18 protein-coding genes and 1 tRNA gene are annotated in these 16,993 nt (G+C 40.6%); 2 read left to right on the top strand and 17 right to left on the bottom strand.

Annotated features, from left to right (window positions below):
* Positions 1-22 precede the first annotated feature (22 nt).
* From ACI3K6_RS09940 to ACI3K6_RS09870, 15 genes are all read right to left on the bottom strand, one after another.
* Positions 23-769 carry an alpha/beta hydrolase gene (locus ACI3K6_RS09940; RefSeq protein WP_435554691.1) on the bottom strand — a complete coding sequence of 249 codons (747 nt, stop codon included), beginning with the start codon at positions 767-769 and terminating at the stop codon, positions 23-25.
* Between the two features lie 230 nt (positions 770-999).
* Positions 1,000-1,233: a preprotein translocase subunit SecG gene (gene secG / locus ACI3K6_RS09935; protein WP_335477061.1), complete on the bottom strand. Its 234-nt coding sequence runs from the start codon at positions 1,231-1,233 to the stop codon at positions 1,000-1,002.
* 174 nt (positions 1,234-1,407) lie between these two features.
* Entirely contained in the window at positions 1,408-3,543 is a 2,136-nt protein-coding gene (locus ACI3K6_RS09930; RefSeq protein WP_435554690.1) for a S8 family serine peptidase, read from the bottom strand.
* Between the two features lie 189 nt (positions 3,544-3,732).
* On the bottom strand, positions 3,733-5,031 hold the full coding sequence (gene eno, locus ACI3K6_RS09925; protein WP_435554689.1) for a phosphopyruvate hydratase: 1,299 nt from the start codon (positions 5,029-5,031) through the stop codon (positions 3,733-3,735).
* Between the two features lie 27 nt (positions 5,032-5,058).
* Entirely contained in the window at positions 5,059-6,588 is a 1,530-nt protein-coding gene (gene gpmI, locus ACI3K6_RS09920; RefSeq protein ID WP_435554688.1) for a 2,3-bisphosphoglycerate-independent phosphoglycerate mutase, read from the bottom strand.
* Complete coding sequence (tpiA, locus tag ACI3K6_RS09915) at positions 6,581-7,342, bottom strand: triose-phosphate isomerase (RefSeq protein WP_435554687.1); 762 nt, start codon at positions 7,340-7,342, stop codon at positions 6,581-6,583. Before tpiA ends, gpmI begins: the two co-directional genes overlap by 8 nt.
* Positions 7,343-7,398: 56 nt before the next feature.
* Complete coding sequence (locus ACI3K6_RS09910) at positions 7,399-8,583, bottom strand: phosphoglycerate kinase (RefSeq protein WP_435554686.1); 1,185 nt, start codon at positions 8,581-8,583, stop codon at positions 7,399-7,401.
* Between the two features lie 147 nt (positions 8,584-8,730).
* Positions 8,731-9,738, bottom strand: coding sequence for a type I glyceraldehyde-3-phosphate dehydrogenase (gene gap / locus ACI3K6_RS09905; RefSeq protein WP_335477045.1), 1,008 nt, complete (start codon positions 9,736-9,738; stop codon positions 8,731-8,733).
* A 52-nt stretch (positions 9,739-9,790) separates the two neighbouring features.
* A complete protein-coding gene (locus ACI3K6_RS09900; RefSeq protein WP_435554685.1) occupies positions 9,791-10,813 on the bottom strand; it encodes a sugar-binding transcriptional regulator in 1,023 nt (340 codons plus the stop codon).
* A 142-nt stretch (positions 10,814-10,955) separates the two neighbouring features.
* Positions 10,956-11,225 carry a glutaredoxin family protein gene (locus ACI3K6_RS09895; protein WP_335477041.1) on the bottom strand — a complete coding sequence of 90 codons (270 nt, stop codon included), beginning with the start codon at positions 11,223-11,225 and terminating at the stop codon, positions 10,956-10,958.
* A gap of 147 nt (positions 11,226-11,372) precedes the next feature.
* Positions 11,373-12,695 (bottom strand): RNA polymerase factor sigma-54, encoded by a 1,323-nt coding sequence (rpoN, locus tag ACI3K6_RS09890; RefSeq protein ID WP_435554684.1) that lies wholly within the window; start codon positions 12,693-12,695, stop codon positions 11,373-11,375.
* Positions 12,696-12,758: 63 nt separating this feature from the next.
* A complete protein-coding gene (locus ACI3K6_RS09885; protein WP_435554683.1) occupies positions 12,759-13,349 on the bottom strand; it encodes a uracil-DNA glycosylase in 591 nt (196 codons plus the stop codon).
* A 53-nt stretch (positions 13,350-13,402) separates the two neighbouring features.
* On the bottom strand, positions 13,403-14,134 hold the full coding sequence (locus ACI3K6_RS09880; protein WP_435554682.1) for a GNAT family N-acetyltransferase: 732 nt from the start codon (positions 14,132-14,134) through the stop codon (positions 13,403-13,405).
* A gap of 309 nt (positions 14,135-14,443) precedes the next feature.
* The gene (locus ACI3K6_RS09875) at positions 14,444-14,575 is read right to left on the bottom strand and encodes a hypothetical protein (protein WP_335477033.1); all 132 of its coding nucleotides are present in this window, start codon (positions 14,573-14,575) and stop codon (positions 14,444-14,446) included.
* Positions 14,576-14,703: 128 nt separating this feature from the next.
* Positions 14,704-14,775: transfer RNA gene (locus ACI3K6_RS09870), tRNA-Arg, on the bottom strand.
* Positions 14,776-14,781: 6 nt separating this feature from the next.
* Here ACI3K6_RS09870 and ACI3K6_RS09865 point away from each other — a divergent pair.
* Both ACI3K6_RS09865 and clpP read left to right on the top strand, forming a co-directional pair.
* Positions 14,782-14,919, top strand: a complete 138-nt coding sequence (locus ACI3K6_RS09865; protein WP_435554680.1) for a hypothetical protein — start codon at positions 14,782-14,784, stop codon at positions 14,917-14,919.
* Between the two features lie 61 nt (positions 14,920-14,980).
* Positions 14,981-15,586 (top strand): ATP-dependent Clp endopeptidase proteolytic subunit ClpP, encoded by a 606-nt coding sequence (gene clpP, locus ACI3K6_RS09860; RefSeq protein ID WP_335477031.1) that lies wholly within the window; start codon positions 14,981-14,983, stop codon positions 15,584-15,586.
* Positions 15,587-15,725: 139 nt separating this feature from the next.
* On the opposite strand, the gene ACI3K6_RS09855 is transcribed toward clpP, so the two are convergent.
* Positions 15,726-15,983, bottom strand: coding sequence for an HPr family phosphocarrier protein (locus ACI3K6_RS09855; protein WP_435554679.1), 258 nt, complete (start codon positions 15,981-15,983; stop codon positions 15,726-15,728).
* A gap of 44 nt (positions 15,984-16,027) precedes the next feature.
* On the bottom strand, positions 16,028-16,975 hold the full coding sequence (gene whiA / locus ACI3K6_RS09850; RefSeq protein ID WP_435554678.1) for a DNA-binding protein WhiA: 948 nt from the start codon (positions 16,973-16,975) through the stop codon (positions 16,028-16,030).
* Between the last annotated feature and the right edge of the window lie 18 nt (positions 16,976-16,993).

Here is a 16,993-nt window from a genome sequence, read left to right as displayed (position 1 = left end):
TACCCCTCCTTTAAGGGTTTATTTAATCGTGCCAGTCAAGACTTTCTAAAAATGCATGAACATCTTGATGTAGCTGCTCTTTTTCTTTATCAAGAGTAATGACATGGCCTGATTCTTCGTACCATTTAATTTGTTTTTTTGGTGATTCAATTTCATTGTAGATAATATCGGCGCTCTCGGTGTTGATCATATGATCATGACGTGCCTGTACCACGAAGGTTGGGGCATATATCATATCTATATGTTCTCGAACATCTGCAATTAATTGCTGCAATGCTTTGAGTGTATTCATCGGTGTTTTTTTAAACTCATCCATTTCCATTTCTATTTGTTCGGCTGATTTTCCTTCCCGATTTTTAAATTCGCGGGCATATTCTAGAACACCTTCATACATAACTTCTTCACTTTTTATATGCATCGGAGCACACATCGGCACAATTCCTTTTATAGGTACAGTGTAACCTAATTTCAGGGAAAATACCCCTCCAAGGGAAAGACCCGCCACCGCAATTTCCTCATGTCCCCGATCTTTTAGCCATTGATAACCATTTAAGACATCCTGCCACCAATCTTTAGGACCTGTATGTACCAATTCCTCAGGAGGAACTCCATGCCCCTTATAATGAGGCGCATGGCACGTATAACCGTACTTCTCCAAATAACGCCCAAGCATCCGCACATCCGACGAATTTCCCGTAAACCCATGCAACAGAAGAACCGCCCGCTTCCCTCCCTCAAAAGTAAATGGTTTCGGCAATGCAATCCTCATACAATATAACTCCCCTAACTACAAATATCTCACTATCCCTTAGTTTAAGCAATGCTAGGCCTAACATTCCATTAAAACGACTTGGTGGGGGTCGTGATGGTGACAGTGATGGTGACAGGCACCGCTCGTGGACAAAAGTGCAATTTGTCCATCTAGGGTGGACACTTGAGGTTAGCAGCCTTTTTTGTCGACTAAAAAACCCGGCTGATTAGCCGGGTTTGGGGTATTATTTAGATTTTGAAGTAGGTTACTGCCAGTGCGAGTAGGAAGAATAGGACTGACAGAACGATTGTGATACGGTGGAGGACTAAGTCGATTCCTCGTGCTTTTTGCTTTCCGAACAGTGATTCTGCACCACCGGAAATGGCACCGGATAAACCAGCGCTTTTACCTGATTGAAGTAAGACAACAGCAATAAGTGCGATGCTGACGATTATTAATAATACTACGACTAATGTATGCATAAAAGGCCACCTCCTGTAGACGAGCATTTCACAGTAGTTTTAATGTACCATATTCTACCCTTTTTAACAATAGTAGTTATGTGACACCTTTTGGGATTATTCGACTTATTTCTATGTATGCAAATAGGCCCTGCTAGTATATTTATCTGCAGGGCCTAAACGGCGTAAACTTATCTATTTAACTGTGATTGCGTCCACGTTAATCCTTGTTGATCCTGTCGGTGCTCCTGCAGCTGTTTTTCCGGTCCATTCGATTTTTAGCACGTGACGTCCTGCAGTGAGTCCTGTTTTAGTGAATACGGTCTGATTATATTTTGTCGTTGCCGAGTATAAATTTACATTATAGGCGACTCCGTCCAGAGTTACCTTGGCGATTCCTTGCGAGCTATTTCTGAGAGCATTGATCGATACCGAAGTGCCATTGAATACGAGTTGAGCATTCGCACCAGCTCCATTTGCCCATTTATACGATCCACCGGAAGCACTTGTGCTCGACACTTTTGACCAGGTGCCACCAAAAATTAAATAGGCATTACTATCTTGGTAGACACCTGCTCCAGCCAAGATCCGATTCTTAACTGTAAGGGTATAGCTCCCGGAACCTTTCAAAGCATATGCATCTATATAATAGGTGCCATCAGTAGGTGCAATATACGAAAAAGTCTCAGTTGAGGTGTCTGCTTTTTGTGAATTTGCTACAAACCCTGTTCTTGTTTTAACTGTTTTAGTGGTCTGCTTATAAAGGAAAAGGTTAAAATCGGTTCCGACTGCGCCCGTTAAGGAGACCGTTACTTTTTCCCCCTTATAAAGTCTAATGGAATATACGTCGTCTTGATCACCGGAGACATTTAAGGTTCCACTTTTACTTGTGCCAGTAAAAGGAACTCCCGGAATATCATCATCCGCTGCTCCTGCAGCTACTGCAGTGCCTGCATTGATGAGCCCGCCTGTTACGATCTTTCCGGTTAAAGAGGATAATTTTGTTACTGACTTCATAATCGTATCTTTTATTTGTAGTGGAGTTAATGCCGGTTTAACAGCCATAACAAGAGCTGCAACTCCGGTAACATGTGGGGTAGCCATAGAAGTACCGCTTAAATAATAATACTGATTAGAAGGGAATGTACTTGCGATAGCCTGCCCAGGTGCTGCAACGTCAACACTTGTGGCGCCATAGTTAGAAAATGAAGCAAGACTGCCGGTATTGGTGATGGCGGCTACTGAGAGAATGTTGGAAAGATTAAAGGAAGATGGGTAGTGTGGTTTGGCATCATTATTGACCCCGTCATTGCCTGCCGCTGCAATAAATAAAGAGTTTGAGCTTTTAATGGTGTCGTATAAAGCCTGACTGTAGGCATCCCCGCCCCAAGAGTTATTCGTGATCTTAACTCCTTTAGCTTTTGCGTAATTAATGGCTAGTATGGCATCTGAAGTATAGCCGCCTCCCGGACCAAGGTACTTTAATGGCATAATTTTTACATTGGGAGCCACTCCGATGACTCCAATATTGTTTGCCTTTGCGGCAATAGTGCCTGAAACATGGGTACCATGATCATCTTCGTCTGGTGAATAAAATACATTATTATTATTATCATAGAAATTCCAGCCATTTACATCATCAATATAACCGTTTTTATCGTTATCGATTTTATCATTTGGAATCTCACCTGGATTTTTCCAAATATTATCCTTTAAGTCGGGATGGGCTATATCTGTTCCCGTATCAATAACGGCAATTACTGTAGAGGTGTTTCCCTTTGTTTTCAGCCATGCAGTTTCTGCTTTAATATCGATCCCCGCTTTTCCTGCAACTCCCATAATTGGCTGTCCCGTATTCTTCAACCCCCATTGTAATCCATAGTAAGGGTCCGTTACTGCATCGGGTTGTAAAATATAGTTTGGTTCTGCATATTCCACTATTCTTGAATCATCTAAAAATTGAATGACATTTTCTACAGAGTCAACATTCGCATCAAACTCCAAAAGTTGTAAACCTAATTCGGGATCCAGGACCTTTCCTACTTTCATACCTCTAGCCTTTGCCTGTTCCCCGATCACATCGAGCGATTTACCTTGCTTAAATTTTACAATGACTTGCCCTTCTTTACGACCGCGATTGAGGTCAACTAGAGTTATCTTTCTAAGATTAGTCGGGGAACTTTTAAATAAGGGGGCTTTAGAAAGCTGCTGCTGCGTTGATTGTTCCTCAATTTGAATAATTGAGTCCTCCGGTTCAGCAAACACAGTTGTCGTTGATAGTAATAATCCTAACCCTGCAATCAGCCCAATAAATCTTCTCTTCTTTTCCATTTATTTCCCCCCTAAACATGTTTTTGAAAAAGAGATATGTAACATATCCACAAGACTTATCTTAGTAGGTTTACAAGGGAATTAATACCACTTTTAATCACGCTTTTCTTACATAATTGGACTGCGCATTTTTACATTTTTCAACTAAAAAGGCACCCACTTTTACGTGGATGCCTCATCATATCATGATTATTTTTTCAAGTTATAGAAAGATTTGATGCCGTTGTATTGAGAAGTTTCGCTCAATTGGTCTTCGATACGAAGCAATTGGTTGTATTTCGCAACACGGTCTGTACGAGATGGAGCACCAGTTTTGATCTGTCCAGCATTAGTCGCAACAGCGATGTCAGCGATTGTGCTGTCTTCTGTTTCACCAGAGCGGTGAGAGATAACTGCAGTGTAGCCAGCGCGTTTTGCCATTTCGATTGCATCGAATGTTTCAGTTAATGTACCGATTTGGTTAACTTTGATTAGGATTGAATTTGCGATGCCTTTTTCAATACCTTCAGCAAGTTTCTTAGTGTTGGTTACGAACAAGTCGTCACCTACTAACTGAACTTTATGACCGATGCGCTCAGTTAATAATTTGTGACCTTCCCAGTCGTTTTCATCTAATCCGTCTTCGATTGAGATGATTGGATATTTAGAAGCAAGCTCTTCGTACCAATCAACCATTTCTGCAGAAGTCTTCACAACGCCTTCCCCAGAAAGATGATACTTACCGTCTTCTTTGTTATAGAACTCAGATGATGCTGCATCCATAGCAAGCATAACTTCTTCTCCTGGCTTGTAACCAGCTTTTTCAATTGCTTCAACAATTGTTTGAAGAGCTTCTTCGTTAGAACCAAGGTTTGGAGCAAATCCGCCTTCGTCACCAACTGAAGTGTTAAGTCCTTTAGACTTAAGAACTGATTTTAATGTATGGAAGATTTCAGCACCCATACGAAGTGCTTCTTTAAAGCTTGGAGCACCCACTGGCATAATCATGAATTCTTGGATGTCAACGTTATTGTCAGCATGCTCGCCGCCGTTCACGATGTTCATCATTGGCACTGGAAGTTGTTTCGCATTGAAACCGCCAAGGTATTGGTATAATGGAACATCTAAATATTCTGCAGCTGCACGTGCAACAGCCATGGAAACACCAAGGATTGCGTTTGCACCTAATTTTCCTTTGTTATCTGTTCCGTCAAGCTCGATCATCGCTTTGTCGATAGAGACTTGGTCAAGAACGCTGTAGCCTTCGCTGATTAAGAATGGAGCGATAATTTCATTTACGTTTTTAACTGCGTTTAATACGCCTTTTCCTAGGTAACGATCTTTGTCGCCATCACGAAGTTCTACTGCTTCGTATTCACCAGTAGAAGCGCCGCTTGGCACTAAAGCACGGCCGAATGCGCCGGATTCAGTGAATACTTCCACTTCAACAGTTGGGTTACCGCGGGAATCTAATACTTCACGTGCATAAACATCAATAATATAAGGCATGATAGTCTCTCCTTTATTTTTAAAAAATTATTTAATAATAGATTTTCCAGTCATTTCTTTTGGCTGTTCAACGTTTAACAATTGCAGCATGGTTGGTGCTAAATCGCCCAATACGCCATCACGAAGCTCAATATCTTGCTTTGTTACAATAACCGGAACTGGGTTAGTTGTATGTGCAGTCATTGGATTGCCTTCAAGGGTAATGACTTCATCAGCATTACCATGGTCTGCCGTAATGATAGCATATCCACCTTTTTCAAGGATTAAGTCTACCACTTTTCCAAGGCATTCATCAACCGTTTCCACTGCTTTAATTGTTGGTTCAAGCATACCGGAATGGCCTACCATGTCTGGGTTAGCAAAGTTTAAAATAATGGCGTCAAATTTATCAGCCTTTATTTCATTTAACAAGGCATCCGTTACCTCATAAGCGCTCATTTCAGGCTTAAGATCATAGGTTGGCACTTTTGGCGAATTGATCAAGATTCGCTCTTCACCAGGAAACTTCGCTTCACGGCCACCACTCATAAAGAAGGTAACATGCGGATACTTTTCAGTTTCGGCAATTCTAAGCTGCTTAAGGTTATTTTGGGATAAAACTTCACCTAAAGTGTTATCCAAATTCGTTGGTTTGAAGGCAACATAGCCATCAACTGTTTCACTGAAGTGAGTTAAGCAGACAAAGTAAAGGTTCTTTGGATGCTTTGGCCCACGGTCAAATGAACGGAAATCTTCGTTTGTGAATGTGTTAGAAATTTGAATGGCCCGGTCAGGACGGAAATTGTAAAAAATCACAGCATCGTTCTCTTGAATCGTTGCAACCGGCTGTCCGTCTTCTTTGACTATAACAGAAGGCAGAACGAATTCATCAAAGATTCCATGAGAATAGGAATCGTCAACAAGTTCAATTGGATCGGTGTAAGTAGGGCCATCACCGTATACCATTGCACGGTAAGACTTTTCTACACGCTCCCAGCGCTTGTCACGGTCCATGGAATAATAGCGACCAGAGATGGATGCAAATTCCCCAACACCATACTCCTTCATTTTGTCCAATGTTTCTTGAATATATGTTTTGGCTGTTTGAGGTCCAACATCACGGCCATCAAGGAATCCATGAATATAGACCTTTTCGACGCCTTCCTCTTTAGCTAGTTTCAAAAGGGCAAACATATGGTTGATATGGCTGTGAACGCCACCGTCTGATAGTAAGCCAAATAAATGAAGGGCTGTACCGTTTTTCTTCACATGCTCCATCGCACCAACGAAGGTTTCATTTTTTTCAAATTCACCTTCACGAATTGCAATGTTTACACGTGTTAAACTTTGATATACGACGCGTCCGGCGCCGATATTCATATGGCCGACTTCAGAGTTCCCCATTTGTCCTTCTGGAAGGCCAACAGCCTCACCGCTAGCAATTAAATGGGAGTGCGGGAAGGTTTTCCAAAGGCGATCAAAGTTTGGCTTTTTCGCCTGTGCAACTGCATTTCCCTTTACTTCGTCTCTACAGCCGAAGCCATCTAAAATAATGAGGGCTACTGGAGCTTTACTCATTTTTGCCGCCCTCCAATAATTGTAAGAATGATTGAGGCTCAAGGCTTGCGCCGCCTACTAAAGCACCATCGATATCAGATTGTGCCATATATTCTTTAATATTTTCAGGCTTCACGCTGCCACCGTATTGAACTCTTACTTCGTTGGCAATATCCTGTGAAAATTGCTTAGCAATCACTTGACGGATATGAGCACAAACTTCATTAGCATCCGCAGAAGTAGAAGATTTACCAGTGCCAATTGCCCAAATTGGTTCATAGGCAATAACCGTTTGTTTAACTTGATCGTCTGTCATACCCGCTAATGCCTTCTCAATTTGTGAGCCCACTAGGTTCATTGTCTCTCCGTTTTCGCGCTGCTCAAGTGTTTCACCACAGCAAACGATTGGAGTGAGGTTGTATTTAAAAGCAGCAAGTGCTTTTTTGTTTACTGTTTCATCTGTTTCATTGAACATTTCACGACGCTCAGAGTGTCCGATGATAACATATTGTACGCCAAGGTCTGCAAGAGCTTTAGGGCTGATTTCGCCAGTAAATGCTCCGCTTTCTTCAAAATGCATGTTTTGAGCGCCGATTTTTACATTTGTGCCTTTAGTAGTTTCCACGAGGCTTTGTAAAAATAAGGCTGGTGCACAAATAACTGATTCCATTTGTTCCGAAGCAGGTACAAGCCCTTTTACTTCCTCCGCAAAGCTTTTTGCTTCCGAAAGGGTCTTGTTCATTTTCCAGTTACCTGCAATGATTGGTTTACGCATGGTGGCACATCCTTTCAAGGGTGATTTTTGTAGAACTATTCACATATATTTAAAAGTTATTTATCGTTTAGGGCAACAACGCCAGGTAATGCTTTACCTTCAATAAATTCAAGTGAAGCACCGCCGCCAGTTGAAATGTGGCTCATTTTGTCTGCAAGGCCAAACTTTTCAGCCGCTGCCGCTGAGTCACCGCCGCCAATTACGGAATAAGTATCCGTTGCTTCAGCAAGAGCTTCGGCAACTGCCTTCGTGCCATTGGCGAATTTATCCATTTCGAACACACCCATTGGTCCGTTCCAAATAACTAGCTTAGATTTTTGAATCACTTCACGGTAAATCTCAGCTGTTTTTGGTCCGATATCAAGAGCTTGCCAATCAGCTGGAATTTCTTCAATGCCTACTTCTTTTGTATTGGCATCAGCAGAGAATTCATCTGCCACTACCGCATCAACTGGCATATAGAAATTTACACCTTTTTGCTTGGCTTTTTCGATAAAGGATTTCGCTAAATCAATTTTGTCTTCTTCAAGCAAGGATTTGCCGATTTCATGACCTTGTGCTTTTACGAATGTATAAGCTAATCCTCCACCAATGATGAGGTTGTCCACTAATTCAAGTAGATTTTCAATAACACCGATCTTGTCCTTTACTTTTGCACCGCCGATGATTGCTGTGAATGGACGCTCTGGATTAGAAAGAGCCTTACCCAATACATCAAGCTCTTTTTCCATTAAGAAACCGGAAACAGCTGGAAGATGATGTGCAATTCCTTCAGTAGAAGCATGTGCACGGTGAGCAGCACCAAACGCGTCATTTACATATAGATCTGCAAGTTCAGCAAATGCTTTGGCAAGCTCTGGATCGTTCTTTTCTTCGCCTGCATAGAAACGTACGTTTTCAAGAAGAAGTACATCGCCTTCATTCATGGTGTCAATTAGAGCTTTTACAGACTCACCATAAGCTTCATCAGCTTTTTTAACCTCTTTGCCAAGCAGTTCGGAAAGTCTTCCTGCAACTGGAGTTAAGCGCATTTCTTCTACTACTTTTCCCTTAGGACGGCCAAGGTGGCTCGCTAAAATCACTTTAGCACCTTGTTCGATTAAATACTGAATGGTCGGCAATGCGGCACGAATCCGCGTTTCATCGGTAATTTTTCCTTCTTGCATCGGGACATTAAAGTCTACCCGGCAAAATACGCGTTTACCTTTTAAATCTACATCTTTAACTGATTTCTTGTTCATTAAGGGACCTCCTTATGTATGAGCAATCTTTAACTTCGGGCAAATCTGCACAGAAAAAGGGAGAGGGAATCCACCCCACTCCCCGTTGGACATACCATTTTTCATTATAACTAGTTGTTGGGATAATTTCCAATCCCAGCCAAAAAATTATAGTCCTTTTTTAGCAATATAATCAACAAGGTCTACAACGCGGTTAGAGTAACCTACTTCGTTGTCATACCAAGATAATACTTTAACCATGTTTCCTTCAAGAACCATTGTAGATAATCCATCAACAGATGAAGATGCTGGGCTTCCGTTATAGTCACGAGAAACTAATGGAAGATCACTGTATACTAAGATTCCTTTTAATGGACCTTCAGCAGCTTCTTTTAATGCTGCATTTACTTCTTCAGCTGTAACATCTTTTTCCAACTCAGCAACTAAGTCTACTACAGAAACGTTTGGAGTTGGTACACGCATAGCCATACCGTTTAATTTACCTTTAAGTTCTGGTAAAACTAATGCAACTGCTTTTGCAGCACCAGTAGATGTAGGGATCATGTTTTCTGCAGCTGCACGAGCACGACGATAATCTTTGTGTGGCAAGTCAAGAATTTGTTGGTCATTTGTGTAAGAGTGAACAGTTGTCATCATACCACGCTTGATGCCGAATTTGTCGTTTAATACTTTTGCAAATGGAGCCAAGCAGTTAGTTGTACAAGATGCATTTGATAATACGTGGTGGTTAGCTGCATCGTATTTATCTTCGTTAACACCCATAACGATAGTGATGTCTTCGTTAGAAGCAGGAGCAGAGATGATTACTTTTTTCGCGCCAGCTTCAAGGTGTTTCGCTGCGTCTTCACGCTTTGTGAAACGTCCAGTAGATTCAACAACTACATCTACTCCAAGGTCGCCCCAGCCAAGTTGAGCAGGATCGCGCTCAGCGATAACTTTTACTTTATGGCCGCCAACTACTAAATATTCGCCATCAACTGTTACGTCTTCTGCAAGTGTTCCGTGTACGGAATCATATTTTAAAAGATGAGCAAGCATTTTTGCATCTGTTAAGTCATTAATTGCTACGATTTCCACTTCGCTATTTCTTAGAGCCGCACGGAATACGTTACGACCAATACGTCCAAATCCATTAATACCAACTTTTACTGCCATGATAAAGTTCCTCCTTTAAATTGGGTAGGGATTTTATTTTTTTAAAAAGGTTTTACCCTTTTAATAACTTACTTGCTGCACCTTCATCTGTAATCAAGATTGTGGATGCCGGTGCTTGCTTCATATAGGCTTTAATGGCCTTTGCCTTCGATGAGCCTCCAGCAACCGCAATGACATTTGGAATATCATTGAGATCTTCGAGCTGAAGTCCAATCGTGGACACTTTATAGACAATCTCGCCAGCCTCATTGAAATAATAACCAAACGATTCCCCAACAGCTTTGCTGTCTTCGAGCTTTTGCAAAATCTCAGAACTACTTTTTCTCCGTTCGGCCATAGTAATAGCTTCCCCAATTCCATGGAGAACCATGTTAGCCGAGCGAATTAATTTTAAAACTTCATTGATTTCAGGCTCTTTTACTAGTGATTCATAAATTTCCATGCTCACCTGGTCTGGAACATAAAGGACCCGATGTTTGGAATGAGTGTTTTTTGCCATATTCGAGCAAATCACATTTGCTTGATTATGGACATCTTCTCCCACTCCTCCGCGTGCAGGCACAAACAGTAAATCTTTATCGCTTGATTCAGGCGAAAGCCTTTCTGCGACAGCTGCCATAGTTGATCCGCCAGTCACAGCGATGATATTTTTCCCAGTAAAAAGCTTTTTCATACTAATGGCACATGCTTTTCCAAGTTCGCCTTTTACCAGAGGCTGTTGATCGCTGTCTCCAGGGACGATGACAACCTTTTTGATGCCCAGACGGTGTTTTAACTCCAGCTCCATGACATCAATCCCTATTAACTCGCGCATTAAGCCTTCTAAATCCTCAAGTAAATTTTTTCCTTCAAAGGTCAAACTCATACCAACATTATTGCTGGTAATAAGATCTTGCACTTTGAGGAAGTCTACTTCACTACGGAGGACTCTTTCGGTTAAACCTAAGCTTGTAGCTAGACTCCTTCTTCCTACCGGCTGCATCATTGCTATGTATCTGAGGATTGAATATCTCTTCTGCAGGACTTGAAGGAAATCAGGTAATAATCTTTTTGCGATATCGATGAATGATTGCATTTCTTACATTCTCCTTTTATAATATGCCGCTGGTCTAAAAATGTCCACCATAGACATATTATGTCCCACCTCATCCAAAAAAAATCACCCTGACTACGTTTTTAATTGTATCAGGAGTGAAATGTTATTTCAACAAATATAATCACCTATTATCACCTTTTTTGACTTGTAAACGGTTACTTATGTCAAACTTGTTAACATGCCCATAAGCAACCTCCTCCCCATCCATCAGCACCACCGGAATCATCAATCCATACCGCTCCGTCAACTCATCACTCGTCGAAATATCAATTTCCTGCAGATCAACTAATGAGGCAAACTCCTGCTCCAATTCCCTCAGGACATCCATCGCATCCTCACACAAATGGCAGCCATTTCTTGTGTATAAAGTAAGTATTGTTTTTTTGGACATAATTATTAATTCCTTTCACTAGTTAATGGTGACAGGCACCGCTCGTGGACAAAATGGGATATTTTGTCCTTGTGAGGTGGACAATTTGGACTTTATTCCCAAATGACACACCAGTCTTTTAAAAAAACAAAAAAAGGTGCCAGGCACCTAGTCAAATCTCTTCCGTTTGGAGGAGGAGGGGATTCCAAGTTGGTCGCGATATTTTGCGATGGTTCGTCTTGATACGATGATGCCTTCGGTTGTTTTTAGTTGTTCGACGATTTCTTGGTCGGATAGTGGTTTTTGTTTATTTTCTTGTTGAATGAGTTTACTGATCGCATTTTTCACCTGTGTAGATGAGGTGTTTTCGTCATCAGACACGGTTTGGATTGTGCTGGTGAAAAATGATTTTAAGGTGAAGGTTCCGACCGGGGTCTGCACGTATTTTTCACGGACAGCACGGCTTACGGTTGATTCATGAATTTCGAGCTCTGTCGCAATTTCCTTCATCGTCATCGGCACCAAGTATTGCGGCCCCTTTTGGAAAAAAGCCGGCTGCCTTTCAACAATTGCTGTGACCACCTTCGAAAGTGTCTCTTTTCGCTGTTCAATACTTTTTAATATCCACTGATAATCCTGCACCTTGTCTTGTAAAAAACGATTTACCTGCTGGTCCTGATCTTTAAATTTTTTATAATATTGGTCATTAAAGCTAATCTTCGGAATGGGATCGTCAAACATACGGACTGTTAAGCCTGCTGGTGTTTGTTCTACAATAACATCCGGAATAATATAGCTGGCAGATTCTTTTCCTAAAATAGCACCTGGTTTGGGATTTAATAATTGAATTTCATCAAACACATCTTGAATTTCCTTTAAACTAACCTGCAACTCTTTTGCGATTTGCTTCCACTTTTTTTCAGCAAAAGGGATAAAATAATCAGAAATAATCTTTTTGGCCAATTCATTGTTGGGATTTACCTGTTCTAACTGCAATAAGAGACATTCCTGCAGATTTCTAGCCCCCAAACCAGCTGGATCAAGGGTTTGAATCACTACTAGGCAATCCTCAGCAAGCTCATCCGATACCTTTAGCTTTTTCGCAATTTCCCCTAAATCGTCAGTGAAGTAACCGTTTTCATCAAGATGTTGGATAAGATAGCGAAGAACCTTTAGCTCTTCAGCCGTTACCTTCTTTAAATTTAATTGCGAAAGTAATTGATCCTCGATTGATACTGGTTTATCGGCAATTTGTTCAATCCAATCCTTTTCCACCTTTTGATGCTTCCGGCGATGCCGGTCAATCAGTGGATTCATTGGCTGCTCGTTCGCATTCTCAATTTGCATCAGGGGATTTTCCAGTGCTTTATTTTCCAAAAAGGCCGTCAGCTCTAGCGCCGAATATTGCAATAACGCAATAGCCTGAGACAGCTCCTGGGTCATCGTCAATTTTAATGTTTGTTGTTGCCATAAACCCGCTTTTAAATTCATCCTAATCCCCCCTACCATGTATTTTACATGAAAGTAGGGTTTTCGTGTATCAGAAAATGAAAATTAGTCTGACTTATTATTCAAATACAGTCCCGCAAGAAATTTCCAATCATCTAAAAATAGATTCCAAAGATTAGGACGGCGCCTTACAGCCAACGGATGGTAAGCCACAGCTGTCCGAAACCCTTGGACCTGATGCAACTTTCCTCGCATACCTTTTACATCTGCTTCCGTTTGTTGAAAAAAAGATTGAACCGCTACGTTTCCAAGACAAAACACGAAGGAAGGCTGCTTTATATCCAACTGTTCCTTTAGGTGATTCATACAAATCTCCCTCGTACGTTCCTTCTCATACGCTCGCATCGGTCTTCTTTTTAAAATATACGTTACATATAAATCCGCATTGGAAAATCCAGACTCCTTAGCAGCTTCTTGCAAAGTCTGCCTTGTTCCGCAAACAAATGAGTTACCCTCTCGGTCCTCCCGCAGTCCCGGATTGTCAAGAATAATCATAATAGGGGCGTGAGGGTTTCCTTCCCCCCAAACGATTCGTGATCCATGTTTATATAATCCGCATTCTTTACAGTTCAAATAGGAATCCGGTGTCCGCTCCTCAGTCCACAAAGCAGGGCAAAAATCAGTCAAGTTATTCATCTCCACTCCTGTTTTTATCCTGTTATTTTGCTCACCATCGGAAAATTTATCATTTAGGCTTGGGAGGTATTGGGATGCTTAAAGTGGAGAGGCATGTTTAACTCTTGCGTAATTCTTATAAAAAAGGTTGAATGATCACTAAACTCTTTCTTTGTATAGGTTAGATTTTCAAAGGTTGGTGTAAAGTGAAAGGTGATTTTCCTTGTTTCTTCTGTGGTCATTGTTTCTAGGATAGTAGTAATATTAACTTCCCTTTTACTGATGATGTCGTATATATGTAATGTGCTTCCTTGGTGCTGACACATGACAATCGCTTGTTCCTCATCAATCCAATAGCAGTTCTGGGGAAAGATCTTTATAGCATAGAACATAACCAGTTCTTCCGTTCCTGTTGTGCTAAATAATGCTGAATTCGGCTTCCTAGTTAATGCTTTTTTATAAATAAACTCTAAATCTTCCTGTTTTGTTCCATCTAGCTTACCAAAACTAGCAGGACATCCATTCGCTACCATATAGTTACAGCTAAAGATTGTTTCCTCCATGTGACGAAACCCAAATTTCGGATAAAAGTCAAGAACGGTATCATTAGCAAATAAGTACATAAAAGGTATATGAGAATAATCTTCTAACACTTTTTCCATTAATAAACGTGAGTAACCTTTATTTTGGTAACCTTCATCCCTCATAACCGTTCCAATTTGGATGGCAGGTACCTCATCGCCATTTATTAGAATGGTTAGGATATTGACAGATACAGTAGCAATGATTTGGTTATCTTTAACCAACGAGTAAGGGATATACTTTTTAGTCAGTACCCTTTTACATACCAGTCCTCAAACTCGATACCGAATGTTTCCATGGCTAATTGATTGAAACTTCTCCTTATGACATCATTCTCTTTTAAAAATCTTCACAAAAATTATGTGATCCAAGTGTCCACCCCTTTTCTCATTTGTTTCTTTAAAAATTGCCTATTTTTATATCCATATTTTGTCAATATATAAATAAATCGAATGGTGCCAGGCACCACCCGATCGTTAAACCATCTTTGATTATGTAGTTTTACATATAAGATGGTTATAAGTAGCTTCTTATTATTTTAATTTTACAGGTGATACAACGGCAAACACGCTTTCCGCCGGATCCGTTACATTCCATTCAATGATTTTAATTTCATTTCCACTGTCTATGTCTTTTCTAATAATTGTTACTTGATTTTTGTTCATTTCATCATCCTTCTTTCTTCAATATCACACAGAAGTTAATATATGAAGAGCGCCCAGAAATGTGCATGATTTTTTAATACTATATAAAAAAGCCACCTGTTTTTTAAATAAAACAGGTGGCTTAGTGACGCCCTCGTCAGGACTCGAACCCGAATTTCAAGAACCGGAATCTTGCGTGCTATCCGTTGCACTACGAGGGCAAATGTATGAAGCGACTTTACTATTATATGATATTTATCATCGATTTGCAAGTGGCACTGGGGTTTAAAAATGTGGAGGCTGGTTATCCTTGTAAAGTGAATATTGTCGAACAATTTACGAGCGAATTGTTTGACCTTAATTGACCATCAGTGTATGATAACAGTACATAAGATTTTACCTTTTCTATTTAAAGGAGGAAGAAAAATGAATTTGATTCCTACAGTTATTGAACAGACGAATCGCGGCGAGCGAGCATATGACATTTATTCCCGTCTTTTAAAAGATCGGATTATCATGCTTGGCAGCGCAATCGATGATAATGTTTCTAACAGTATTGTAGCACAGTTACTCTTTTTAGAAGCTGAAAACCCAGAAAAAGATATCACCCTATATATTAACAGCCCAGGCGGAAGTATAACAGCTGGTATGGCCATTTATGATACCATGCAATATATCAAGCCGGCAGTATCTACAGTTTGTATTGGTATGGCTGCATCCATGGGTGCGTTCCTTTTGGCTGCTGGTGAAAAAGGCAAGCGCTATGCGTTACCAAATGCAGAAGTCATGATCCATCAACCACTTGGTGGGGCTCAAGGTCAAGCTACTGAAATTGAAATTGCTGCTAAACGCATTCTGTTCCTTCGTGAAAAATTAAACGGCATTCTTGCTGAGCGTACTGGCCAACCAATCGAGGTTATTGGCAGAGATACAGACCGCGATAACTTTATGACAGCTGAAAGAGCAAAAGAATACGGGTTAATCGACAACATCATTACTCGAAATGTACTTGAAACTAAAAAAGATATGTAATGAAGCAAAAGCAACCGGCCTTAAGGGGTCGGTTGTTTTTTATTGCATACCGTTGATTGAAGCGGGAATCAACAGGCAAGATTACAAGAATCTTATTAAAAAATGAAAACCGGGCAAATCAGCCCGGCAGTTCCATTTTTTAATGATCTTTTTCAATAAAATCAGCTAAAGCGTGGATTGCCGTTTCTTCGTCGTTACCATCAGCTATGATATTAATGACGACTCCAGATCCTACAGCTAAGCTCATCAAGCCCATGATACTTTTGGCATTTACTTTTTTGCCGTCTTTTTCTAAGAAGATATCTGCTGAAAACCGATTGGCCTCCTGAACAAATAGTGCAGCTGGCCGCGCTTGCAAACCAGTTTTTAATTTCACTTCGACTTGTTTTACCAACATAATATAATTCCTCCTCAAATTCTCTCTACTTTTCCATTATTTTATTAAATTACTGGTGTTTCCCCTGCACGAAGCTTTTCGGCTATCTCATCAATTTTTCTCAAGCGGTGGTTTATTCCAGACTTGCTTATCGTGCCGCCGGTTACCATTTCCCCAAGCTCTTTTAAGGTGACATCGGGATAATTTACGCGAAGCTCGGCAATTTCCCTAAGCTTTACTGGTAAAATTTGCAGTCCGACAGATTGATCAATGTAACGGATGTTTTCTACCTGCCTGATCGAAGCACCAATCGTTTTGTTTAGATTTGCCGTTTCGCAATTTACTAAACGATTGACGGAATTTCGCATGTCGCGGACGATTCTGACATCCTCAAAGCGAAGCAGAGCATTGTGGGCACCGATGATATTTAGGAATTCGGTAATTTTTTCAGCCTCTTTTAAGTATGTGATATATCCTTTTTTCCGCTCTAACGTTTTACTGTTTAAGCCAAATGTATTCATTAATTCACATAAGGAATCATTATGTTCCTTATAAAGTGAAGCAATTTCTAAGTGATATGATGATGTTTCTGGATTATTGACGGAGCCACCTGCTAAAAAGGCTCCTCGCAGATAAGAACGCTTACAACACTTCTTTTTGATTAGTTCAGCTGAAATATCATGGACGAAGGTAAATCCTTCACCCAGGATTTTCAAGTCTTCAAGAATATCCTTTGCCTGCTCCATTAAGCGGACAATATACACATTATTCTTCTTTAAGCGCATTTTTTTACGAACAAGCAGTTCTACTTGGATATCGTAGCTCTTTTTTAATAATGTATAAATTCTTCGTGCAATCGCGGCATTTTCGGTTTGAATATCAACGACTAATTTACGATTGGAGAAGGAAAGGGAACCATTCATTCGGATTAAAGCTGACAGTTCAGAACGAATACAACAGGGCTTCACTTCTAAGTTCGTTAATTCTTTTTTCGTTTCCGAAGCGAAAGACATCCCTTCACCCCCTTTTTT

It is taken from the genome of Neobacillus solisequens, from assembly GCF_051233465.1.
Taxonomy (GTDB): domain Bacteria; phylum Bacillota; class Bacilli; order Bacillales; family Cytobacillaceae; genus Neobacillus.
This window is presented reverse-complemented; position numbering and strand designations above follow the sequence as displayed.